Annotated in this window: 22 protein-coding genes; 8 read left to right on the top strand and 14 right to left on the bottom strand. The window is 44.2% G+C overall.

Going from position 1 to position 22492, the window contains the following annotated elements; all coding sequences use genetic code 11:
• Positions 1-34 precede the first annotated feature (34 nt).
• Positions 35-1057: an EAL domain-containing protein gene (locus CEF21_RS09700; RefSeq protein WP_123915786.1), complete on the top strand. Its 1023-nt coding sequence runs from the start codon at positions 35-37 to the stop codon at positions 1055-1057.
• A gap of 39 nt (positions 1058-1096) precedes the next feature.
• Here CEF21_RS09700 and CEF21_RS09695 read toward each other — a convergent pair whose 3' ends face one another.
• The 3 genes from CEF21_RS09695 to CEF21_RS09685 are packed head-to-tail and all read right to left on the bottom strand — an operon-like array spanning position 1097 to position 3868.
• Positions 1097-2197, bottom strand: a complete 1101-nt coding sequence (locus CEF21_RS09695) for a M24 family metallopeptidase (RefSeq protein ID WP_123915783.1) — start codon at positions 2195-2197, stop codon at positions 1097-1099.
• Positions 2198-2252: 55 nt separating this feature from the next.
• Complete coding sequence (locus CEF21_RS09690; RefSeq protein ID WP_123915780.1) at positions 2253-2756, bottom strand: glycosyl-4,4'-diaponeurosporenoate acyltransferase CrtO family protein; 504 nt, start codon at positions 2754-2756, stop codon at positions 2253-2255.
• Positions 2753-3868 carry a glycosyltransferase family 2 protein gene (locus tag CEF21_RS09685; protein ID WP_123915776.1) on the bottom strand — a complete coding sequence of 372 codons (1116 nt, stop codon included), beginning with the start codon at positions 3866-3868 and terminating at the stop codon, positions 2753-2755. The genes CEF21_RS09690 and CEF21_RS09685 overlap by 4 nt, the downstream gene beginning before the upstream one ends.
• Before the next feature lie 213 nt (positions 3869-4081).
• Between CEF21_RS09685 and CEF21_RS09680 the strand changes: the two genes are divergently transcribed.
• From CEF21_RS09680 to CEF21_RS09670, 3 genes are all read left to right on the top strand, one after another.
• On the top strand, positions 4082-5593 hold the full coding sequence (locus CEF21_RS09680; RefSeq protein WP_123915774.1) for a phytoene desaturase family protein: 1512 nt from the start codon (positions 4082-4084) through the stop codon (positions 5591-5593).
• A gap of 148 nt (positions 5594-5741) precedes the next feature.
• The gene (locus tag CEF21_RS09675; protein WP_123915771.1) at positions 5742-6860 is read left to right on the top strand and encodes a glycosyltransferase family 2 protein; all 1119 of its coding nucleotides are present in this window, start codon (positions 5742-5744) and stop codon (positions 6858-6860) included.
• A 237-nt stretch (positions 6861-7097) separates the two neighbouring features.
• Complete coding sequence (locus tag CEF21_RS09670) at positions 7098-7289, top strand: hypothetical protein (RefSeq protein ID WP_123915768.1); 192 nt, start codon at positions 7098-7100, stop codon at positions 7287-7289.
• A 395-nt stretch (positions 7290-7684) separates the two neighbouring features.
• On the opposite strand, the gene CEF21_RS09665 is transcribed toward CEF21_RS09670, so the two are convergent.
• From CEF21_RS09665 to CEF21_RS09635, 7 genes are all read right to left on the bottom strand, one after another.
• Positions 7685-9571, bottom strand: coding sequence for a heavy metal translocating P-type ATPase (locus CEF21_RS09665; RefSeq protein ID WP_123915765.1), 1887 nt, complete (start codon positions 9569-9571; stop codon positions 7685-7687).
• A 770-nt stretch (positions 9572-10341) separates the two neighbouring features.
• Entirely contained in the window at positions 10342-10701 is a 360-nt protein-coding gene (locus CEF21_RS09660) for a rhodanese-like domain-containing protein (RefSeq protein WP_123915762.1), read from the bottom strand.
• 84 nt (positions 10702-10785) lie between these two features.
• On the bottom strand, positions 10786-12111 hold the full coding sequence (locus CEF21_RS09655) for a polysaccharide biosynthesis protein (RefSeq protein ID WP_123915759.1): 1326 nt from the start codon (positions 12109-12111) through the stop codon (positions 10786-10788).
• Between the two features lie 71 nt (positions 12112-12182).
• Positions 12183-13247, bottom strand: a complete 1065-nt coding sequence (locus CEF21_RS09650) for a Ger(x)C family spore germination protein (protein WP_123915756.1) — start codon at positions 13245-13247, stop codon at positions 12183-12185.
• Positions 13244-14338: a GerAB/ArcD/ProY family transporter gene (locus CEF21_RS09645; protein WP_123915753.1), complete on the bottom strand. Its 1095-nt coding sequence runs from the start codon at positions 14336-14338 to the stop codon at positions 13244-13246. The genes CEF21_RS09650 and CEF21_RS09645 overlap by 4 nt, the downstream gene beginning before the upstream one ends.
• Before the next feature lie 17 nt (positions 14339-14355).
• Positions 14356-15831, bottom strand: coding sequence for a spore germination protein (locus CEF21_RS09640; RefSeq protein WP_241156850.1), 1476 nt, complete (start codon positions 15829-15831; stop codon positions 14356-14358).
• 835 nt (positions 15832-16666) lie between these two features.
• Complete coding sequence (locus CEF21_RS09635; protein ID WP_241156809.1) at positions 16667-17305, bottom strand: cell wall hydrolase; 639 nt, start codon at positions 17303-17305, stop codon at positions 16667-16669.
• 277 nt (positions 17306-17582) lie between these two features.
• Here CEF21_RS09635 and CEF21_RS09630 point away from each other — a divergent pair, with 277 nt between their 5' ends.
• On the top strand, positions 17583-18065 hold the full coding sequence (locus tag CEF21_RS09630; protein ID WP_123915750.1) for a sigma-70 family RNA polymerase sigma factor: 483 nt from the start codon (positions 17583-17585) through the stop codon (positions 18063-18065).
• A gap of 37 nt (positions 18066-18102) precedes the next feature.
• Here the strand turns inward: CEF21_RS09630 and CEF21_RS09625 are convergent, their stop codons facing one another.
• The 3 genes from CEF21_RS09625 to CEF21_RS09615 all read right to left on the bottom strand — a co-directional run bounded on the left by CEF21_RS09625 (position 18103) and on the right by CEF21_RS09615 (position 19939).
• Positions 18103-18297 carry a hypothetical protein gene (locus tag CEF21_RS09625; RefSeq protein WP_123915747.1) on the bottom strand — a complete coding sequence of 65 codons (195 nt, stop codon included), beginning with the start codon at positions 18295-18297 and terminating at the stop codon, positions 18103-18105.
• A gap of 60 nt (positions 18298-18357) precedes the next feature.
• On the bottom strand, positions 18358-18996 hold the full coding sequence (locus CEF21_RS09620) for an SDR family oxidoreductase (RefSeq protein ID WP_123915745.1): 639 nt from the start codon (positions 18994-18996) through the stop codon (positions 18358-18360).
• 70 nt (positions 18997-19066) lie between these two features.
• Positions 19067-19939: a patatin-like phospholipase family protein gene (locus tag CEF21_RS09615; RefSeq protein WP_277423932.1), complete on the bottom strand. Its 873-nt coding sequence runs from the start codon at positions 19937-19939 to the stop codon at positions 19067-19069.
• Between the two features lie 298 nt (positions 19940-20237).
• On the opposite strand from CEF21_RS09615, the gene CEF21_RS09610 reads away from it, so the two are divergent.
• Positions 20238-20420 carry a YkvS family protein gene (locus CEF21_RS09610; RefSeq protein ID WP_035408884.1) on the top strand — a complete coding sequence of 61 codons (183 nt, stop codon included), beginning with the start codon at positions 20238-20240 and terminating at the stop codon, positions 20418-20420.
• 61 nt (positions 20421-20481) lie between these two features.
• Here CEF21_RS09610 and CEF21_RS09605 read toward each other — a convergent pair whose 3' ends face one another.
• Positions 20482-21279, bottom strand: a complete 798-nt coding sequence (locus tag CEF21_RS09605) for a peptidoglycan-binding protein (protein ID WP_164462143.1) — start codon at positions 21277-21279, stop codon at positions 20482-20484.
• A 210-nt stretch (positions 21280-21489) separates the two neighbouring features.
• Between CEF21_RS09605 and CEF21_RS09600 the strand changes: the two genes are divergently transcribed.
• Both CEF21_RS09600 and CEF21_RS09595 read left to right on the top strand, forming a co-directional pair.
• A complete protein-coding gene (locus CEF21_RS09600; protein WP_123915735.1) occupies positions 21490-21981 on the top strand; it encodes a GNAT family N-acetyltransferase in 492 nt (163 codons plus the stop codon).
• A 1-nt stretch (position 21982) separates the two neighbouring features.
• The gene (locus tag CEF21_RS09595; protein WP_123915731.1) at positions 21983-22207 is read left to right on the top strand and encodes a hypothetical protein; all 225 of its coding nucleotides are present in this window, start codon (positions 21983-21985) and stop codon (positions 22205-22207) included.
• Positions 22208-22492 lie beyond the last annotated feature (285 nt).

Here is a 22492-nt window from a genome sequence, read left to right as displayed (position 1 = left end):
TGACTCACTACATTATACCTAAAGGAGAGAACCAATGATTTCCTGTACTGCCTGCACACCTGCTCCGCCTATTCATGAAGAAGGTTTTCTTCTCCTTCGCACATCAAATAAAAGCTTGTACACTTCCGGCCTGCCTTTTACAGATGAAGGGACCTGTACGATTTCCTATCACTCCAGTCTTGAACTTGAAATGAAGGTTAAAGAAGTGCAGGCTGCATGCGATACCCGGCAACTAAATGCCGCCATTTCGAAAGATTCCGAATCTCCTCTTTCCTACTCGCCATTCAGCTACATTTATGAACGCGTCGTTTACAAAGACATCGTGAATCTCATTACAAAAGGCGATTTTTTAAGTTTTTTCCAGCCAATTGTTCATCTCCGCTCCGGACAAATTTTCGGCTATGAGTCTCTGCTGAGGAGCATCCATCCGCCCGTATCACCATACCAGCTTTTTGATACCGCGATTAAAACCGGCATGCAGTCAATCCTGGACAGGCGAGCCCGGGAGCTAGCAATCATCGCCCGCTCCAATCAAATTCAAAAAGGCATCAAATCATTTATCAATTTTATTCCGTCATCCATCTATAATCCTGAACACTGCCTTCAGCACACATTTAAAATGGTTAAGCAATATGGCGTGAGACCTGAAGATTTGATTTTTGAAGTGGTCGAAACCGAAAAAATCAATGATATGGATCATCTGAAAAACATTTTGGATACGTACCGTGCCAACGGGATGAAAGTAGCGCTGGATGATATGGGGAGCGGGTATTCCACATACGAAGTACTGGAAAATTTAAAGCCGGACTTTGTGAAGATAGACCGTCATTACATTACAGACTGCTATAAAGAGCCTGAGAAGCAAAGCTTCCTTAAAAATGTGCAGGCCCTTTCCCGCGACCTTTCCATCACCGTCCTTGCAGAAGGCATCGAAACAGAAGAAGAGTATGGGTTTCTTGATTCGATCGGCATTTCACTCGGACAGGGATATTTTATTGGGAAACCGTCGGAACGGCCAGCCTCTCAGGAAAAGCTGTTTTCAGGTCTCGTCCATTAAAAAACCGCGCCGTTACCCATAGGGCCGGCGCGGTTTTGCTCATTCTATAATTTGCAGCTCTTTAGGATAGGCAGTGAGGGCACGGGCCCCATCTTTTGTAATCAGGACATCATCCTCAATTCGGACGCCGCCTACTTCAGGGATATAAACCCCTGGTTCAATCGTAAAGGTCATTCCCTCTTTCAGCACGCCATCATTTGTATGAGCCATGGAAGGGAATTCATGGACACTTATGCCAAGTCCATGGCCAAGGCGGTGAGGGAAGTATTCCCCGTATCCTGCGTCTTCGATTACTTTTCTTGAAATTTTATCCAAATCCCCAATTCTCACACCAGGTTTTGCTGCCTGCAAGGCAGCAAGCTCTGCTTCAAGAACCGTATGATAAATCGATTTCTGTTTTTCATCCGGCTGGCCGAACATGACCGTTCGGGTTATATCCGAGCAATATCCATCTAGGACCACACCTAAATCAAACAAAACGAAATCTCCTTTTTTCAAAACGGCCGTACCAGGATTTCCGTGCGGCAGGCCTGATTTCTTTCCGAACAGAACCATAGTGGAAAAAGACATCGCCTGTGCGCCTTTTCTTTTTAGTTCATATTCAATTTTGGCCACAACGTCCATTTCAGTAATGCCCTCTTTAAGAGCAGCCACTCCGACCTCTACGCCGTAATCAGCAAGCCTGGCTGCTTTTTCCATAATGGCAATTTCCTTTTCGTCTTTAATGACCCTGAGTTCATTCATCTTCTCTTCTGCTGAAACAAGCTTTGGCGACCCTGTTACATTCAGGAATTCCTGAGCTCTGGAATAGGACAGAAGCTCGCTTTCAATAGCTGCCGTCTGAATGGACTGCATCCCTCTGGATGCAAAGGCTTTACGGATTTTATCGAACGGATTCTCATGATCGCCGTATCCTATAATTTCCTCCTTAAAGCCCGCATCCTTTGCCTGCCCCGTCTCCATGCCCGGCAGAATGAAAAAGGACTCTTTTTCCTGAAAAATAAACAATCCCATTAAACGCTCATGCGGATCTGTCAGGAAGTTGGTTAAATAATACACGTTTTCCGGAGAGTGAATGTATGCTGCATCGATTGATTCATCCCTCATCCATTCCCGAAGCTGTTCGATTCTTTTATTCATATGTTCCACGCCTTTCCGCTGTTATGTATGTCTCCGATGTTATCTTATCAAAATCTCAAATTTTATGTAAACCCACCCGATTTTCCATTCTTTCATTCTTTTTTCTCTCTAATGCTCTTGAAAGCCGCATCCTGTTATATCTTTGTACGGCGATAAAAGGCAAATTAAATGCAAAAGCATAGATTAAAATAATCCAGCCTCCAAGCACGCTGTTCCATAAAAAAAATAAAAGACACGGGAGGATTTGAAGCCAGTGGGCAAGCTCACCGCGTTTTGTTTCAAGGATAAACTGCTCAAGCGTTTCCGCGGATCGGCCGCGCAGTCTCTTTTTGGACCGGCCATTTTTAAACCACCCGCCTGCATCAGGAAGCTTATCTTTCCAGCTTTTAATCCCGAGATGCTCATAAATCTTTCCATCCTTCTCCCATTTCCACTTTTGGAAGACCCATTGGAAATAGTTGAAATACTGAGAAGGAGCACGCGACATCAGCCAAGAAACACCGAGCTGAATAAAAAGCAGGAGGCACGCATTTAAAACGGCAAGAAGGATGCCGTTCATTGATCATGGTCCCCCTCTGAGTGTTTCACGATGCTTCTGCCCTTCCAGCTGGCATTTTTACGGATAAATGTCTTATACAATGAGAGTCCGAATACGGATAAAAAGTATAAAAGATGAAGGGGGAACGCTATTAATCCCCAGATGGAAAAGCGTCCGAACCTGGACAGCGCAGCCGCCAGCTGGATGACCGCTGCCGCGTAAAGAAGAACATACGCAAGCCACGCTTCTGAAAATAACACCGGAATTTTAACGAAAAAGGACAGAAGTCCGGCAAGCCAAATAGAAGAGAGAATCAAGTATACCAGGCTGGCGGTTTTAGCTCCTGAAGCAAAGCTCTTTGCCCAGCCATTTGTCATGGCTTTCACTCCATCCGGATACATCCGCATGGAAATGGCCTTTTTCCCGCTCGCAAAGTACACAGACTTACCGTATTCTTTGATTTTCTGCCCCATTGCCATATTCTCGACGATTTCACCCTTGATGGACTCATGGCCTCCCCAGCCGAAATAATCCTCACGTCTGCACATGAGCACCTGTCCAAATGCCCCGTTCGCTTTTTTTCCAGCCCAGGAAGGAACAAACGCACCAATTGCGCCAATGGTCATCATATGAAAGATAGCCGACCCGTTCTCATAAGCTTTTTTCGTTTTATGATACGGATGCACCGTTAATATTCCCTTATTTTCTATGTGCCTGAATAAATCAGCCAGTCTATCCAGACCATTTCTTTCTACGATTGTGTCTGCATCAAGAAAGAGCAGCCATGTCCCCGTACTGGAGTTCGCGCCGTTCCAGCAGGCCCATGATTTCCCTGACCAGCCGGCAGGCAAATCGGGTACCTCAATCACCTTCGCACCAAAGGCTTCAGCGACTTTTTTCGTCTGGTCCTCTGATTGATCATCCGCAACGATGATTTCATACGGTAAATCGCTTTGGGATGAAATCGAACGAAATAATACCTGCAGATTTTCTTCCTCGTTTCTCGCCGGAATAATAATCGATAAATTCTTACGTACATATGCTCTTGCTTTTTCACCTGGAATGGACTCAAGTGTCGGAATGTTCCAAAACAGATAGATTCCGATGATCAGAGCGATCATAATAATTGCCACAAACAGCCACCTCACTAGAACGGTTTCTTCATTATACCCTTTTTTCTCTCCTATTGCGTTACAAAGCCTTCTAATCAGGTTTCTATTTTGCAGTTTTGTGGAAAATACTTCATATCTCAATGAATGAAAGAATCACGGCTTTGGATAAAATGATAGCGGATGTAATACCCATTGTAATCCATTTTTTGTTAATCCATAAGGAGGCGAAAAGATTTGAAGAAAAAAGTGATCGTGATCGGCGGAGGACTTGGAGGTATGTCATCAGCCATCCGTCTTGCAGCGGATCAGTATGATGTGACCGTAATTGAAAAGGGAGAGCGGCTTGGCGGAAAATTAAATAAGCGGGAAGGAAACGGCTTTACATTTGATACCGGTCCCTCTATTTTAACGATGCCATGGGTGCTTGAACAGCTGTTCCGGAGTGCAAACCGCAATATCCACGACTACATAACCATTAAACGGATTGAACCGCAGTGGAGAACGTTTTTTGAAGATGGAACATCCATTGATCTGACGAGTGATCTGCAGCTTATGATGGAACAGCTGAAGGAACATAACCCCGAAGATGTTCACGAATTTTTTCAATATATGGCTTATTGCACAAAGATGTATGAATACAGCATGAAGAGTTTCTACAAGCGCAGTCTTTCAGGAATCAATGATTTGAGAAATATGCATTCTATGAAAGAACTTCTTGCGATGGATCCAATGAAATCCATGGATCAGGTGACGAAAAAACACTTTAGCAGCAAGCATCTTCAGCAGCTGTTTAATTTTATGATCATGTATATCGGCTCCTCCCCTTATCAGGCGCCGGCTATTCTTTCTCAGCTCGTATACGTGCAGCTTGGCATCGGCATTCACTATGTAGAAGGCGGCATGTATAAAATTGCTGAAGCGATGAGCAAGGTCATGCGGGAGCAGAACGTGGACGTGCTTTTGAACACGAAAGTGAAAAGGATCGTGACGGAAGGAGAAACCGCTGTAGGAGTAGAGCTTGAGAACGGAGAAATTCTCCATTCAGATCTGGTGGTTTCGAACCTTGAAGCTATACCAGCCTATAAAACCATCATGGAAAATCAGAGCGGCAGCAAAAAAGCAGCGGAAGATCTGGAGAAATATGTGCCAACCGTATCAGGCCTTGTTCTTCTCCTTGGTGTGAATAAAGAATACAAGCATCTTGCCCATCACAACTTCTTCTTTTCTGAGGATCCTAAAAAAGAATTTGACCAGATCTTTAATGAGGGCGTTCCTGCGGACGATCCAACTGTGTATATCGGGATTTCTTCTAAATCCGATCCTTCCCAGGCTCCTGACGGAAAAGAGAACCTTTTTGTTTTAACCCATGTACCGCCTTTAAAGGACGGGGAAACATGGGAGGAGCAAAAGGAGCAGTATCGCGAAAAAGTTCTAGATAAACTGGAACGCATGGGCGTAGCGGATTTAAGGAATCACATTGAATGGGAATACCAATTCACTCCGGACGATATTCAGGAGCTATACGGTTCAAATGGAGGCTCGATTTACGGCGTTGCCACGGACCGCAAGAAAAATGGCGGATTTAAAATTCCAAGCCGCAGTAAGCTCCTTCATAATCTTTATTTCACCGGAGGCTCCACACATCCTGGCGGAGGAGTTCCAATGGTCACACTCTCCGGCCAGCTCACTGCGGATCTGATCTTGGAAGACGAACTGGCGAAGGCAACAAAAAAAGAAATCGGCTGATTCGCATAAAGATCATCGCTTCATCTTTTATAAAAGCTTATACTAGAAGGGGCTGTCCCAGAGGGCACCCCCTCTTTTTTATTTAGATCGCCCTGTTCAAGCAGGCCTTCACTAAAACGGAGCCATTTTGAAAGGAGACTGTTGCAGATTGCTGCTATTATATTGCTTCATCCTTTTTATTTTCTTGATTCTGACGGCGGTTAACTCCTTTTTCATGCCAAAGCTAAATAGCGGGGACTTGAGCGAATTTCCTCAAGTAAGTATTCTTGTTCCTCTCCGGAATGAAGAGCGAAATGTAAAAAAGCTGATCACCATGCTGAAAAAACTCACCTACCCGAATCTCCGGTTCCTGCTTTTAAATGACCAGTCTGAAGACAGGACGGAGGAACTTCTCATGCGGTATTCTGGAGATGACCAGCGCTTTACCCTTCTTTCAGGCGTCCCCCTTCCTAAAGGCTGGGCCGGGAAAGTCCATGCGTGCCATACATTGAGCCTGCATGCTGAAACTGAATTCATCCTTTTTTTAGACGCAGATGTCCGTTTGAAAGAAAATACAGTGGAACGTGCGGTCTATACGCTTAAAAAACATGATGTCGCACTATTAACCGGATTTCCTAGATTTCCAGTCAAGTACCTGCTTGAGAAACTGCTCGTTCCCATGCAGCACTTCCTGGTGTATGCCCACCTGCCTCTTTTTTTGGCAAACCGCACCGTTTTTCCTGCAGCTACAGCAGCCCATGGAGCGTTTATGCTTTTTAAACGTTCCGCATATATGGAAGCGGGCGGTCATGCTGCCATAAAAGATTCTATCGTGGACGACGTACATCTTGCGCGGAAGATGAAGGAAACGGGCAGACAGGTTCTTCTTGCAAATATTACGGACGATGTGACGTGCTATATGTATGCATCGGGAAAAGAAGCATGGAATGGATTCAAAAAAAATATATTCCCCGGATTCGGCCGGTCTTTTCCTGCTGCTCTCGGACTTTGTCTATTCTATGCGGCATTTTATCTTTTACCTGGTTTATTATTGATGTACGGATTTATTCAGCTAGTGCTCTTCCAGTCATTTTCTTTATACTGGTTTTTACCATATGTGCTCATTTCCGCTCAAAAAATGTATATAGATTGGAAGTCCAATCAAAAACTGACTCTTTCGCTGATGATGCCGCTTGCCGGCGGAGTATTTATCTGCCTCATGATTGCATCCATGAATGCCTCCTATCGAAAAAAGGGGTACGAGTGGAAAGGACGCTCTTATACATAACAGGCTCCCAAGGTGAAAAAAAGAGTGGCATGCTCCACTCTTTTTTTTATCTGTTTTTTAGCATTCCGATTTCCAGAATCGGTGATATCAGTGCACCCTGGAAACAGATTCTCCGCTCTTTTCGTTTATTTTTGCTTTAATCCATCCATTTTTGGAAAAGATGTTGGTATACCCATTTCTCTTTCCTGCTGTTTTTCTGTATAATAACGTTGTCCGCATGCCTAAGGAGATGTGTATATGGCTGAATTTATTAAGAAAAAAAGTGTGGTTCTATTAACCATCACCGGACTCGCATGTCCGTTTATCGGGATGGCTCTTATCGATTTTTATTATTACAGTTCCCTTGTCGGGTGGATTGCCGGCTTTTTATGTTTTGTATTCGCCTACATTATTGTCATCCGAAGGCCTGAAACGGAAACCGGATCGTAAGTATATTGTGTATGTTGAAAAGAAAGCTCTGTTCAACTTGGCTGTTAATTGCCGCTGGCGGGCGGTGAGCCTCCTATTGACCTCACTACCGCGGAGTCTCGCCTGTCCCGCTGCTCAAAGAAGGAGTCTCTCGTCTTTCGCTCAAATCAAAAGGTGTCAAAAAACCAGCACCATGCTTTAACATACTAAAAGAAGAGCCAATAGGGCTGAAAGCTCCCTTCTCATTTTAAGCTGAGGCTGATTACCGTCTCGCGGTGTTTAAGCTTCATCTAGGGCGGGGGTGAACCCCGCACCTGTTGAAAGCACTATATAAAACTCAAAAACCCCCTGCATGCTCCAGCGAAGCGTTCAGGGGGTTTTCAGATTGATCCATTCTTCATTCCGGCATCTATTCTTTAATTTTTCAGCAGGCGCAGCCCATTCAGAATCACAAGGATTGTACTTCCCTCATGTCCGATTACGCCGAAAGGAAGGCTTATCACCTGCAGAAAATTGGAGCAGATCAAAAGGGCAATAACCGCCATGGAAAAGATAATGTTCTGTTTCACAATCCGGTTCATTCTTTTTGAAAGCCGGATTGCTTCTGAAAGCTTCTGCAGATTATTTTTCATCAGGACGATATCGGCTGTTTCCAACGCCGCATCTGAGCCTTCCCCCATCGCAATCCCGATATCAGCAAGGGCAAGAGCAGGTGCATCATTGATTCCGTCTCCGACCATAATGGTGATTCCGTCATTGGATTTTCTCTTTTTTATTTCATCGAGTTTATCCTGCGGCATACACTCCGCCCGGTAATCATCCAGTTTTGCTTCCCGGGCAATCGATTTTGCTGTTACCTCACTGTCGCCTGTCAGCATTACGGTCTGAAGCCCATTTTCCCTGAAGGAATTGATGGCATCCTTTGTTTCAGTACGGAGAGTATCCTTAAGGGCGAAGACGGCTGCAATTCCCTCCCCGTCTCTGACAAATACAACCGTTTTCCCTTCCTCCGCAAGCTTCTCTGCAGCTCCGCCTGAAAAACTCCGGGCTTCTTCCGCACCGACAAACTCCTCTTTTCCAATCAGAAATTCGCTTCCATTCCACTGAGCTCCGACCCCCATTCCGGAATGTTCCGTAACAGCGGTCCATCTTGACTGTACTCCTTCTGCTTGACGGGCAAAGTTTACAATCGCTTTGGCAAGAGGATGGTTTGATTGAGTTTCAATGGAAAGTACCGCACTGTATAAATCCGTTTCATCCAATTCTTTGCGAAGCCTTACATCGGTTACTTCGGGCTCTCCTTTTGTTAACGTTCCGGTTTTATCAAACGCGATCACTTTTGCCCGGGAAAGCCGCTCCAGGTGAACCCCGCCTTTAAACAGCAGTCCGTTTCTTGCTCCATTCGATATGGCCGATAAGCTTGCCGGCATAATGGAAGCGACAAGCGCACAGGGTGAGGCAACAACCATCAGTACCATTGCCCTGTAAAACGTTTCATTCCAGCTCCAGCCGAAGGCAAAATGAGGTACGATCATCATAATAAGAACAGCAGCCAAAACGGTTTTTACATACGTGTTTTCAAATCGTTCTATAAAAAGCTGGGAAGGTGATTTTGCTGATTGGGCAGACTGTACCATCTCAATAATTTTGGAGAAAAGCGAATCATTGCTCGTTTTTGTCACTTCAATCGTAATCGAACCTGTGAGATTGACTGTTCCGGCAAAAAACTCGTCCTGTTCATATTTATCCGCCGGAATGGATTCTCCTGTAATGGCAGACTGGTCTACCGTTGTCTGGCCGCTGACCAGGATCCCATCAGCCGGAATCCGTTCTCCTGGTTTTACAAGAATGAAGTCTCCTTTTTGAAGTTCACTCACATGGACTCTGGAATATTCATCCCCATTGATTACAATTGCCTCTTCAGGCTGTATTTTCATTAAAGCAGAGATTTCTTTCTGGCTTTTGTTCATCGTATACGTTTCTAAAGCACCGCTTAATGAAAAGATAAAAATTAAAATAGCCCCTTCCAGCCAGTGGCCGATCACGGCAGAACCAATTGCAGCAAAAATCATCAGAAGCTCAACATTAAGGGTACGGTTGGCAATTGTTTCTCCGATCCCTTCTTTTGCCTTTGCAAATCCGCCAATTAGGAACGCAAGAATGAACAGCACAATAGAAGTTTGCGGCTGGCTTTGCTGAAATGCCCAGCCTGCAGCGATCAATAAACCAGAGAGAACGGCTGCCAGCAGCTCCGCATTCTGGCCCCATCTTTCCAGCGGACCAATATTATAATCCCTTTCCATTTTTCATCACCTCTAATTGAGAATAGGAATCATACTCACCATTATAAAAACCTTATTATGAGTTACTATATGTACGATTATATCAAATTTTTATTAATACTTAAATAATAATAATTATAATTTACACTTAAAAATAATAATCATTTATAACGAGTGATTGGTGCCTGTTCCTTTTCATGCTGGAAGCACGTGTAGATGACTAGAAACCAGTGGTGATCGAAAGCATCAGCCGCTAAAGATTTACGCCATTTTATGTTTTATGCCGCCTCGGTTATCTTTTTTTCTGCACTTTCTATTCAATGGACGGATAAACCGTGTTTACTTGCACATAAAAGAACAGATTCTTCTCCAGACGAAAGTTGTGTCTGTAAAAGCAGGCAAAATGGATGAAAAAATCATAAAATAGGAGTAGAGTTTTTAGAATATTAAGATATTTATTCAGATGTATATTGAGACGTTTTTAAGGAGAATGTTTAGTAACAGGGGGTGGAAAAACTTGGCCTTGGTTGTGATATGCAAATCATGCAGCGGTACAGGAAAAGTGAAGCGTATATCCTTTTTGCCATTCACTTCAAAATGCAGCGGCTGCAATGGGACCGGCAAACAGAATGCTTCAACATTCAAACTGTAAAAAACGGCTCCATCAAGTAAGCCGTTTTAGAGAGAAGCGGCGGTTACGAAAAGCCCATTAAAAAAACCTCTGTCTTGAGCGTTGGATCATGGATCCATACCGGGACAGAAGCCTTTGCGCGTTTCCGTATAACGCGGATTTATTTTGCGGGTTTCCCGCATTCTTCCTCATTCGTCAAAGCATAGCCTTTTACAGAAATACCTTTTTGCTTAAGAAATCGAATACTCATATTTCGTTCCAGTTTTGTAGCGGCAATTAAATAGATTTCCTCCGTGCGGATATCTTTAAACGCTTTTTGCAAATAGGAATAGGGAATGTTCAGACTGCGGTCTATTGAGAGATCATGGCGGTTGTTATAGTCTCTTACGTCTACAATCGTGAAGCCATTCATCATTTGTGGCGGCATACACGGGATATTCCTGACAGGGATGTATCTCCTGTACCATTCTCTTGCCGCATAAAAAAGAATGGCTATTAAGACAGCAGCCAGCACAAACAAGGAAATCCTCCTCACTAAATCTTTCGTATGGCAATTATATACCCCGCATGAAAAATATTCAATTTGCCTGCTTCTGTCCAGCCGTTACGTGAACCGATTTCCCGATATAAGAGTGATGGAAAGGCCGATTCTGCGGCATATGGTCACATAATGGAGAAGAAAGAGAAGAATGATGCCCATATTCATCCCGAGAATAATCCCAGTCATTTGAAATTCCCCCATCGAGCCGAGCACGTACATCATCACAAATGAGATGATATGCGACCAAACCGAGTGATAAAAAGCATCTTTTACAAGTCCAAGCCCGATTAAATAGGCCTGAAGAGGATGAATGAAAAAATGAAAAAGGAAATATGGCCATAGCAGCTGCAAATATAAAGAGGCTTCAGGTGATTTAAAAAACAGATGGGTAAGCGGTTCTGCAAACCAGTACATTAAATAGACGGCGGGAATGCCGTACAGGCATGTAATCCACATGGACTGCTGCAGCAAGTGGCGCAGCGTCTCCCCGTCCTGCTTGGCATAGGCTTCCGATACATTCGGCAGCAAGGCGACCATTAATGAGTGGGATAAAAAGGCCGGGAAAAATCCAATGCTCATCGCCACTCCGGCAAGAAGCCCATACTGCTCGGTAGCCATAACTCCTCCTACACCTGATACGATAAGCGCTCCTTTAATCAAAAAAGGCTGAACCGCATTCGTGACCGCATTAAAAATCCTCAGCGCAGTCGTCGGAACTGATACCGACATTAAGCTTTTTCTCACTTCTTTTTCATCCATCTCATGAAAACGCTCATTCTTCATCATCCGGTATTGGATGAGATACTGTGTAAACAGATAGATAAAAACAACCGCTTCGCTTCCAATCAGCACGGCAAGTGCAGTAAATAGGGATGTGCTCTCGTCCATACTCATTCCGTGAAACAGAAAATAAAGGACACCAAGCTGAACCGCTTTCCTCAAAAAATTCGAAATAGCGATTTTATCCATCTGCTGCACACCCATAAAATACCCTCTCGCAATCGATGAAAACGAGACAATCGGAACAAGCAGGAACATCATATACCGGACAAGCGGATGATATGCCGAAAATACCGGAAGAAACGGAAGAACAACCAGCACAATAATTAAGATCATCCCTGTCAGCTTGTAGACAAATCTAAGGGCATGCTTCAGCATGCTGTAGTGGTATTCCTTCTTCTGCTCGGCCACAAACTTTGATATAGAGATAGGAAGCTCCAGACTGGATATAATCACAACGAAAAAAATGACCGGCAGAATCTGCATATACATGCCCATTCCATGTTCCCCAAGCTCTTTTGCCAGAATCATGTTCAGAAAAAATTCAAGACATTCCCCAAAAAAAGCTGCAAGCGCCAGTAAAAAGGCACCTTTCGCAAATGAATTCATCCATAGCACTCCCATCCTGATCCCGCTTTTTCATTTTATGAGAGAGATGGACAAATTATTTTCATGTTTGGTTAGTCAATAACTCCGGACTCATTTACAATAATGTCGGCGTTCACATCCGCTTTCACATTCCGGTAATTCTTTTTCCACTCTTTGATCTTGAATCCCCGGAAGGTATGGGATGCCTGATCTCCGATTCCGACAGGATCAATGTCCAGCGACTGGAACTGTTCGATCAATGCCAGGCATTCCTTTTCAACTGTTTTTTTAAACTCGGATTCCACTTTTTTAACTACGGCCGGTGTAATTTTTTTGCCTGTATACTCGCGGATATGGCCTTCAAGCTTGATGTCAATCTTGACTGAGTCTTCCGACTTCATTCTGACTTTTTTGTGGGACGTTATACTTTTGACCGAGACCTTTACCCCGTCTTTTAAAGCCATCGTGTAAGTGCCTTCCATATACTGATCTGTCAGCAATTTAAAGAAAATCATTTTATCACTCGGCACTTCCGCAACCATTCGGTCTTCATCAAACAAAGCCACCCCTGAAATTTCAAGCTCATCCTTGCCTGAAAGCTCAAGGATCGGCAAATAGGCATCTTTTCCTTTATCATACATGTTGTACAAAAAGAGATGCAGGTTCTCCCTCGATAAATCCCTGCTTTCAATGTTGTGGCGGATTAAATTACTTAAATATACGGCCGTTCCCCGTATACCATACTGTCCTCTTAAAATTTCCGAAGCGGACTTTCTTCCCACTGCCAGATAAACCCTGGACCCTACGCTGGCGTCCCGCTGCAGGGAGTCAAGCAAATCCTTGAACCCTTTTTTGGCCAGCTCTTCACCAAAGAGAGCGACTTGCAGTTTTCCATATACTAATGGATCTGAAGATTTCCGCTGAAGGTTTGTCAGCAAATCCCTCGTAAGCACCGCCTGCTCTTCAAGGATTTCACTTTTTACCGGCTGCTGCTTTTGATAAACAGGTACTACAACCGTGCCCGTCAGCTCTCCTCCGGAAGAGTCATAGCCTGAAGCCAGAATGATATTCACATCATCAATGATTTCTTTTTGAATACAGCCGGTCTGTGTCACCATCAGTATAAAAAGGGCAGTGAGCTGAATGCACTTTTTCATCCGGCACCACCTTGTTTCTTTACTCTTTTCATTAAGAATTGCGTAAACAGAATAACAGGAATATACAGGTAAAAATACAGGCCTACCTTCCCCATTATGGTGTTAAAATCATCAATCTGGTTACGCGTCTGAAACATATTGACGGCGATTAAGCACAATACGAGCACAATCAGCAGTGTTTTCTTTTGAGGGAGATTCAGCGTCTGTTTAAAGCCCCTGCTCGCACACCATAACGTGAGGCAGACATTGGGAAGGATCACTAAGTTCCAGTTGGCAATCCCTATATATTCAAAACGTTCCACGAAAGGGATCTCCACGATCTTCCATATGGTTAATGTCGCCCAAATGTTTTTCTGAAGCTGTTCTTCATTAAAAAATACAATCGTCACAATCAGGATGAGCAAGTATAAGGCAGTGGTAAAAAAGATCCCTGCATGCGCCCATTTTTGAGATTTTTCCGGATGCTTAATGAACGGATAGTAAACAAGCAGCGCCTCAAACCCTAAAACGGTCAGAGCCATGCTTTTAGTCGCTGAAAAAATATCGCCGAGCGAATGGTCAAACATCGGAAATAAGTTTTCCCATTCAGCAAATTCCAGCGGAAAAAAATACGTAATCATCAGGTAGCCGGGTAAAACTACCCCGAAAAAGCAAATCCCCGTAACGACCCTGAAACCTCCCGTTACAATATAGTAGACAAGCGCCAAAAAGAGCAGACTGAAAACCAGCACATTCATATCCGGAAACATCCAGACTTGGATTATTTCAATAAAGGTTCTTAATACACCAATGGCAAGCATCGTGAAATAAAGCGAAATTAAGATATTGATCCCTTTACCCAGCCATTTTCCGAAAATCCGGTGATGGATATCATGAATGTTCCCTTCAGCCCCTCTTAAAATCCGGTAGATCATCCACACCATGATATGCGAAAATACCCCGGACAAAATCACCGCGATCCAGGCATCCTGACCGGCAAACTTCACGATTATCCGCTGAAATCCAAGGACCCCGACACCGAATTGAAGGGAATGAATGAGATAGAACACAAGAAAATGAGAGACTTGATATTTTTCCGCAATTTTAGTCAAACCCGCTCACCACTCCCTCATTCGTCGATATCCTTATTTTGCTTCGCTTTTTTTTCATTAAAACGATACGGCTGTTTCGTTCTGAGCTGGATGGGTCGTTTCGCCATCATCGATAACGGCAGACGAATAAGCGCATCCTTCATATCGGCGGACCTCGGCGGGTAGATCGGCTCCAAAAACGGCCTTCCTAAAGAAGAAAGCTTCAACAGGTGCGTCGCAAGCACACAAAAGCAGAACACAATGCCGAGCAATCCATAAAATTCAGCAAACAGCAGAAACGGAAAGCGGACTAAACGAATGGTATTGCTCATCTTATAAACAGGTGTTGTAAAGGAAGCGAGCGCTGCAAGCGAGACAATAATGAGAAGAACGTTACTCGTCAATCCCGCCTCGACAGAAGCAGTTCCGATAACGATCCCCCCGACAATCCCGATGGTTTGGCCGACTTTCGTCGGGAGACGTGCTCCCGCCTCCCGGAGCAGTTCAATCGTAAGCTCGAGAAAAATGGCTTCCAGAATCGGCGGCAGAGGAATCTCTTCCCTGGAGCTGACAAGCGTATTCAAGAGATCCCGGGGAATCAGCTCATAATGAAAGTTCAGGGCTGCCACATACACCGGCGTCACCAGGATCGAGAACGCAACAGAGGCCAGCCGGACGATTCTAAAAAAAGAGGCAACGATGTAATTAAAAAAGTAATCATCAAATGCAGAAAAGAATTCGACAAGAGTACTTGGGCCAATCAGCACCTGCGGGGATCCGTCAACAATAATGACAATTTTTCCCTCTGAAAGAATCGACACGACACGGTCCGGCCGTTCTGAATCAAGCAGCTGAGGAAATGGAGAATGATGATTATCCGACATAACCTGAGTCAAAAAGGAACTGTCACTAATATGATCAATTTCTATATCATTCAGTCTCTGCCATACGGTCCTTACATTTTCCTCATCTGCAATATTCTCAAGAAAGAGGACAGCTACTTTCGTATGGGTCAGTTTGCCGATATTGATTTCCCTTATCCGCAAATCTTCTGAAGGAAGCCTCTTTCTAATGAGATGAATGTTCGATTCAATGGATTCGACAAATGCCTCTTTTGGGCCGACCACACTAAATTCCACTTCAGGAAGACTGACCTGCCTGGACTTTTCCATAAATACCCGGATTAAAAGACAGGATTGGCCATATTCTGAGAGCGTGACCATAATGAACCCCTGTAGCAGCTTTTCCTTGACCACATCTGTATCCGAAGTCAGTACAAGGTTTTCAACCGGGATGATTTCTTTCAATTCTTCGAGCGTATTCCATTTTTCTTTAGAAAGAACGGCCAGAACGCTTTCATGCAGCATCTTTGTATCCACTAAGGTGCGGAAATAAGAAATCCAATATTTCACGGAGGTTCCACTGCCGCCATACTGGATAAAATCAGAAGAACTTCTAAGCACAGCCATCATCTCAGGCATTGAAGTCTTTGGTGATCCATCCATATTTTTCATTGTATCCACAAGCTTCAGCCCCGGTCTGTTATGATTATGGATTATTTTGCGGAAAATGGATGAATGTTATACAAATAGGCAAAAACGGAAGCCCGGAAAGATCCTCTAATGGGGATGGCACCCGCTTCCCGCTGTCTGAATAGAAACTGCTTTGGAGAATAGCTCTGTTAAAGCCTAATTTTGAAGTTGATTGAAGTGGAATGCGCGAGAATCTAAGCTTGAGAGCAGCGGGATAGGTTCGACCCTTCAGGCGCTAAGCGGCAAAAAGGCTCACCGCCCGACCAAGGAAAGAAAAGTGCCTGAAACGGAAATCAACAGCCAAGTTAAACAGAGCTTAGAGAATAAAAAAGAGGCTGGGACATACCTGAAATTGTTGTCCTTAAGCAGATTATTTCTTTCGAAAAGGCTATGTTAAAGCCTGTTGTTGATTGTTAACACCTGTTGATTGGAGCGGAAGGCGTGAGACTCCTGCGGGAGCAGCGGGACAGGTGAGACCCCGCACTGGCGAAGCCGCGAGGAGGCTCACCGCCCGCCCCGCGGAAAGCGAACGACTGCTAGCTGCAATCAACAGCCAATTTTAACACCGCATTTGAAGAACGCATGAAAAACAATAAAACCGAACGATTACGAAGCTCTATACCAGAGTTTCAAATAATCGTTCGGTTTTTTTATTAACCGGAAATTTTTTGTCCCAGCCTTTTTTCTGAGAGAACCGGGGAGTGGGTCAGCCTTCAGGATCCTGCTCAAAAAAGCGGGAAGGAAGCTTTTCCCGAAGCAGCCCGGTGCGGAAACCAGCAAAAACAAACGCAAAGGCACAATGGGCGAACGGAACCCATCACATAGAAAAGCTATGATTTCCGATTGTTTTTTCTACTTTCCTCGTTTTAATCCATTCACTTTCGGCAGTGTCCGGATTAAAAAAATAAAGGTAATCGACAGATTGATTTTGGAGAGCTTCTTCTGCTGCCTTTATGGATTCTTTATCCGCTTTTTCATGAATAGAGCCGTTTCCGACAGGTGAAAATGCATTCTTTTCATAGATGACATCTTTGACCGTATCCGGAAACTGCTTGCTTTCAACCCGGTTTAAAACAACGGATGCAACAGCGACTTTTCCTTCATACGGCTCTCCCTTTGCTTCTGAATGAACGAGCTGGGCAAGCAGCTTTTTCTCTTCTTCAGATACATGAACACCGGCTTTTTCCTTTTCCTTTTTCATTTCCGGTTCAGGTGCTTTTCCGGGTGCTTTTTCAGGTGCTTTAATCGAGATTCCTTTTACTTCTTTATCTGGATGATTTTGATTCCATTTCTTTATATCATCAATCGAAAGAATGGCAGCAAGGCCAATCTTCTCCATTGTTTCCGGCTGATTGTCAGACTGCCTCATTTTAGCAGAAGCGGCGGCGGCGCAAAAAAACATCAGCGTACAGGCAATAGAAGCCACTGAAATTACTCTTCTTATCTTCTGTTTCATGTATGACCTCCAGGTAAAAAATTTATATGGTCAAGACTAACAGCATTTCAGGACTGTTTCATTAGCGAAAAGTTTCCAGTCCTTTTTTCACCCTGTACCGCGCCTTTCCCCATTGAAAACGATCCGAACGGGTCAAAAAGGAGATCCGAATCCCCCATTTGCTCTAAAAATCAGTTCTCATATGGGCAATAACTTTATTTTGTTCCCGGAAAAAACAATTTTATTATAGGCTTACCGGCGGAATAAGAGAGCGGATGCATCCCTTAAGGGACATTTCATGTTGATGTATTCAGAATTGCTTGAACGGTATAAGCCTATGATTTTGCATTTGATGAAAAGACTTTCGATTTACAGGAACCATGAAGAATTTTTTCAGACAGCCAGTATTGCCCTTTGGGAAGCTTCCAATCATTATCAGCCATCAAAAGGCACAATGGACGCCTATTATTACTTATTTATAAAAGGAAAACTGATGAATGAGATGACAAGGCAAAACCGGCTGCTGATGAGAGAGGATCTAAAGGATGAATGGGGCTGGGCAGATTCCGGTCCGGATGACTTCCTTCCAGCGGAGAGGTATGACTGGGAGGATTTGATGAAAGACCTTACCCTCAACCAAAAGAAGTGGATTCGAAACTATGCCTTCCTGGGGCTCACCATTACGGAAATTGCCCAAAAAGAAGGAGCGACTCCTGCTGCAGTGAAAAGCTGGAGAAGGGATGCCATTAAGAAACTTCGGGATCAGCTTCAGGAAAGGTGAAAAAAGGGAGTGCGCCTCCGATCAGGCGAACTCCCCTTTAGCTTCTTGCCGTCTCCATATACCGGTAAACCGTATGGCCTTCATGCCTTGCGATTCCCCGAAAATGTTTAAAGTCCTCCCGTTTTACAAGAACTTCACGAACCGTGAGAAAAAGGTCATTTGAGACCGTAAATTCTTTCCGCTCGCCGTTTTTAAGCTGATCGAGCATTTCGTTAACCGTTTGATGATCCATGACAATACCTCCCTTACTTATTACAGTGTACAGGGCAGGATGACATCCATCAATTACTGCTTACATGATAGACTGGATTGCCTCGGAAATATCTGTATCGCCGCTGATGATTTCAAACGTCTGATTGTGAGCGGATCCTTCTTCAATGCTTGAGACAAGAACTTCCGCCACGTCTTCCCTCGGAATGGATCCTTCGTGATTCACTGACTTCCCTGCAGCAATTTTCCCTGATCCATCCTCATCTGATAATGCACCGGGACGAACGATTGTATAGGAAAGCTCAGAATTTCTTAAATATTCATCTGCTACTGCCTTTGACCTGAGATATAGCTTCATTTCTTCAGGTGCCTGATCCGGGGCATCCGTTCCGATCGAGCTCAGCATCACGAATTTCTTAACCCCATGCTTTTTTGCTGCGTCAATCAGTTTAATTGCGCCATCCTGGTCAATCGCTATCGTTTTATCATCACCTGTGCTTGAGCCTGATCCAGCAGCAAAAATGACGGCATCGGCTATTTGAACAGCTTCTGACACATCGCCTTCCAAGTCTGCCACAACCGTTTTGGCCCCGATCTGTTCAAGGTCATCCGCCTGCTTGGGATCCCGGATCATCGCAATCGGGTCATACCCTTTTTTCAATGCTTTTTCAATCACAAGTCTGCCTGTGCCTCCATTGGCACCCGCTATTAATACTTTCATCTTTATCACTCCTCTGCCGGTACTTTTCCCTGCAAAAGAACTGTTTAAACCGATGGAGTGTTTGAGGCAGTTATCGTACGGCAGGCTGTCCGCTTTTTTCAAGCCATACTTGAAGCTCGCCGGCTATTTGTTTTGCATCTTCTATTCCCTGTCTATAGAGCGCGTCCAGTTTTACCGGATCTCGTTCAATTCTTCCGACTTCAAGCTTTGCTGTCGGCTGAATCACAAAAATACGGCCCTTTTTCTCCTGCTCTGCAAGATAAGCCATCGTTTCATTGTACATCTTGTACCGGTTCAGGATGGCTTTCGCAAGCTTCGGATATTTCCTTAATGATCTTCTGACCATCCATTGGGCTTTTGGAGCGGATTTTATGTATCCTTTGTTCCTTGTGAGAACCACGACACTTCTCTCAATCCCGTCCTCTTCCGCCTTCCTGATCGGAACAGAGTCGACAATTCCTCCGTCCATGAGAAGCTTGTCCTGGTATGGAACCATCGGTGCAATAAATGGCAATGAACTCGATGCCCGGATAATGGTTAATAAATCGCCCATCGTTTCCGGTTTATTGAAATAAACAGGTTCTCCAGTTTCGCAATCCGTTGTTCCAATAACAAGACGTTCCGGGTTTTTGGAGAAAGCCTCAAAATCAAACGGAACGAGCCTATTGGGTATTTCATCAAAAATATAATCCATTCCGAACAGCTGCCTGTTTTTAATATAGTTTTGAAGAGACAAATATTTCGGGTCCCCCGCGTAGTCAATGTTTACCGTCCGGTTTCTGTCCATTTGCCTTGATAAATAGGAGGCTGCCATACAGGCACCCGCAGAAACTCCGATTACATATGGAAAATAAAGATCCTTTTCCATAAAATACTCCAGCACCCCTGCAGTATAGACCCCACGCATTCCTCCGCCTTCAAGCACCAAACCTGTTTGCTCCAATTTCCTGACTCCCTTCCTATCACTTTTTTGCATGTTTCTGATGAGATTTAATCATATAGATCAGCCTGCTCCCATTTAAAGCGGAATAGACTGCTTCAAAAGCCGGAACATAAAAATGATCATTTCCCGTATTTATATAGAATCCTCCATTTTATGATAGCACAATAAGAATGAATCTACCTTTCAGGCACGCTTGACATACCGAGAGAGCGCTGTCAAAATAGTCTTTACTTTATTGGCAAAATAGTGCAAAATGTTTTCTAATGGGGGTAGTTAGTACGATTGAAGGAGAGAGGAAATGAAGATTGCTAAAGTTGGAAACCTTATTGAATTTAAAAACGGCCTGCGGGGAATCGTCGAAAAGGTAAACGAAAATTCGGTAATCGTTGATCTGACGTATATGGAGAATTTTCTTGATCTTGAACTCGAGAGACGCACAGTCGTGAATCATAAAAACTATAAAATCCTCAAGGAATCCTGATTCTTTAATTCGTAATATCTCTTTTAAAAAGGATGGCCAAATGCGCCATCCTTTTTTCCGGTTACCGGTAAACCTTTACTTTCACTTGTCTGCTGCCCCAGTTCATCGCCTCGTTAAGGTCATCGAAGAAAACATCAATTTCATTTCCATTGATGGCTCCCCCGACATCCCCGGCTACTGCCCTTCCATAGCCTTCTACTTCCACAGCAGAGCCAAGCGGAATGACATTTGGATCCACGGCAATTACTTTGGAGTCATCAAATCGGTTTAAATCAATCCCCATTTTCGTTACACCTGAGCAGCCTTTGCAGCTTGCAGTGTAGGCCGTGCTATGTACTGTTACTTCTTTTACCGTTCCCGAAGCCGTATTCACCCTTTTATTTAGCTCATTAAACGTCCTTGGACCCGCAATTCCATCAGCAGACAGCCCTTTTTGCGACTGAAACCTGGCTACCGCATTTTTCGTTCCGCTTCCATACATTCCGTCTGCGGCACCTGAATAGACATTCCACGCCTTCAGCTTATTTTGCAAATCGGCTACCGGCTTTCCAATGTTGCCCGGCTTAAGCACTTTAATTTTTGCAATGGTCTGCGGCCCGGCAATTCCATCAGATTTGATGCCTGCTTTTTTTTGAAAATCACGGACAGCTTCCTCTGTTATAGACCCGTAATTTCCCGTGCTGTCATAGTAGGGATACACTTGTTTTGTGAGCAAATACGTTTGAAGCTCTTTTACATCCCCATTCGACATTCCTTTATGAAGAAGCTGATCCCCAAGTGCTGCTTCTCCTTTAGCCGGAGTAAATAACACAGCTCCCAGCATACAAACTCCTAATAATGTACCTGTTTTTTTAAACATTGGTTCGTTCCTCCTTGGTTTCCAAATCAACATCTAAAAAGTTCGTGTGCGATCTGTTTTTATAATGGCAGCATCATAAAAACAAACCGGCAGACCTACAATCTTTCCATTATCTTGTTTTCCTGCCGACTTTTTTCTCACAAGGAAATATTTTAAGAGCAGCCATCCAATAAATGCTAAAATTAGAAAAAAGTCAAAGGGGGTGTAAAAATGATTCAGCCGCTTCTTTTAGAGGATGCCGGGAGCCACTTAAAACTCCTTCTGGAACTTGATGAGGGCACTCAAACGATGCTTTATGAGCCCGGAGAGCGGTCATCTGATTATGATGCGTACACAGAAAAATTAAAGAACGCTCTGAATAAGGAGATTTTTGTCTGGGTCAGCAAAGAGAATGAAAGGCTGCAGGGCTTTATTATGGTGATTCCCGGCATGCTTCAGCGAAACCGGCACAAAGCAGCCATTGTCCTCGGAGTGCTGCCTCATTATCAAAAGAAAGGGATTGGCGGACGCCTCATCGATGCTGCAATTGACTGGGGCCAGAAACAGAACCTGCATCGTTTGGAATTAACGGTCATGGCTCACAATCAACCCGCCATTGCCCTTTATCTGAAGAAACAATTTGAAATAGAAGGAACCATTCGGCATTCACTCTTCGTAGATGGAGAATGGGTCGATGAGTACATGATGGGGAGACTGCTGTAATATGCGTTTCATTGCTGCAGATGATCGGCAAGTTAGCAGATTCGAAGAATGGACAGCTGGCAAAGGCGGACATCGATCCGATCCTCTTGGAAAACCAATTCAGCGGACAGCTAATCGGAATATCGTAATTGGGATTAGGCGGACATGCGGACAAACTTTGGCTATTCGAGAAGGGGATATCTCTGAGGCACTGGCGCCTTCCGCCGAAGGACTGGGCTGCCATTGAATATGCGCAGCCGCTAGGTCTGAAAACGGAGCATTTCTACTGTTTTTAGAGAAGTGAGAAGGGCTCTAACAAGGCTATCAATTTTGGTGATGCAGCAAGACATTTCGGGCGAGATCAGGTCTCCAGCATCCTGCGCTGAATAATGAGGCTAGTTATTTTCCTGATGGATATCCGGTATATCGGCTATTCTTCCGGTATATCGACGATTTTTCTGATATATCGGCGATTTTTTTGGTATATCGGCGATTTTTTTGATATATCGGCGATTTTTCTGATATATCGGCG

It is taken from the genome of Bacillus sp. FJAT-42376 (assembly GCF_003816055.1).
Classification (GTDB): domain Bacteria; phylum Bacillota; class Bacilli; order Bacillales; family Bacillaceae; genus Metabacillus_B.
The sequence above is the reverse complement of the archived record's forward strand: the minus strand, read 5'-3'. Positions and strand labels throughout refer to the sequence as shown.

Coding starts and splice junctions, on each gene's coding strand:
- CEF21_RS09700 (WP_123915786.1), top strand. CDS start 35: ATGATTTCCTGTACTGCCTGCACACCTGCTCCGCCTATTCATGAAGAA.
- CEF21_RS09695 (WP_123915783.1), bottom strand. CDS start 2,197: ATGAATAAAAGAATCGAACAGCTTCGGGAATGGATGAGGGATGAATCA.
- CEF21_RS09690 (WP_123915780.1), bottom strand. CDS start 2,756: ATGAACGGCATCCTTCTTGCCGTTTTAAATGCGTGCCTCCTGCTTTTT.
- CEF21_RS09670 (WP_123915768.1), top strand. CDS start 7,098: ATGGCTGAATTTATTAAGAAAAAAAGTGTGGTTCTATTAACCATCACC.
- CEF21_RS09665 (WP_123915765.1), bottom strand. CDS start 9,571: ATGGAAAGGGATTATAATATTGGTCCGCTGGAAAGATGGGGCCAGAAT.
- CEF21_RS09655 (WP_123915759.1), bottom strand. CDS start 12,111: ATGAATTCATTTGCGAAAGGTGCCTTTTTACTGGCGCTTGCAGCTTTT.
- CEF21_RS09650 (WP_123915756.1), bottom strand. CDS start 13,247: ATGAAAAAGTGCATTCAGCTCACTGCCCTTTTTATACTGATGGTGACA.
- CEF21_RS09640 (WP_241156850.1), bottom strand. CDS start 15,831: ATGAAAAATATGGATGGATCACCAAAGACTTCAATGCCTGAGATGATG.
- CEF21_RS09635 (WP_241156809.1), bottom strand. CDS start 17,305: ATGAAACAGAAGATAAGAAGAGTAATTTCAGTGGCTTCTATTGCCTGT.
- CEF21_RS09630 (WP_123915750.1), top strand. CDS start 17,583: ATGTTGATGTATTCAGAATTGCTTGAACGGTATAAGCCTATGATTTTG.
- CEF21_RS09625 (WP_123915747.1), bottom strand. CDS start 18,297: ATGGATCATCAAACGGTTAACGAAATGCTCGATCAGCTTAAAAACGGC.
- CEF21_RS09620 (WP_123915745.1), bottom strand. CDS start 18,996: ATGAAAGTATTAATAGCGGGTGCCAATGGAGGCACAGGCAGACTTGTG.
- CEF21_RS09610 (WP_035408884.1), top strand. CDS start 20,238: ATGAAGATTGCTAAAGTTGGAAACCTTATTGAATTTAAAAACGGCCTG.
- CEF21_RS09605 (WP_164462143.1), bottom strand. CDS start 21,279: ATGTTTAAAAAAACAGGTACATTATTAGGAGTTTGTATGCTGGGAGCT.
- CEF21_RS09600 (WP_123915735.1), top strand. CDS start 21,490: ATGATTCAGCCGCTTCTTTTAGAGGATGCCGGGAGCCACTTAAAACTC.
- CEF21_RS09595 (WP_123915731.1), top strand. CDS start 21,983: ATGCGTTTCATTGCTGCAGATGATCGGCAAGTTAGCAGATTCGAAGAA.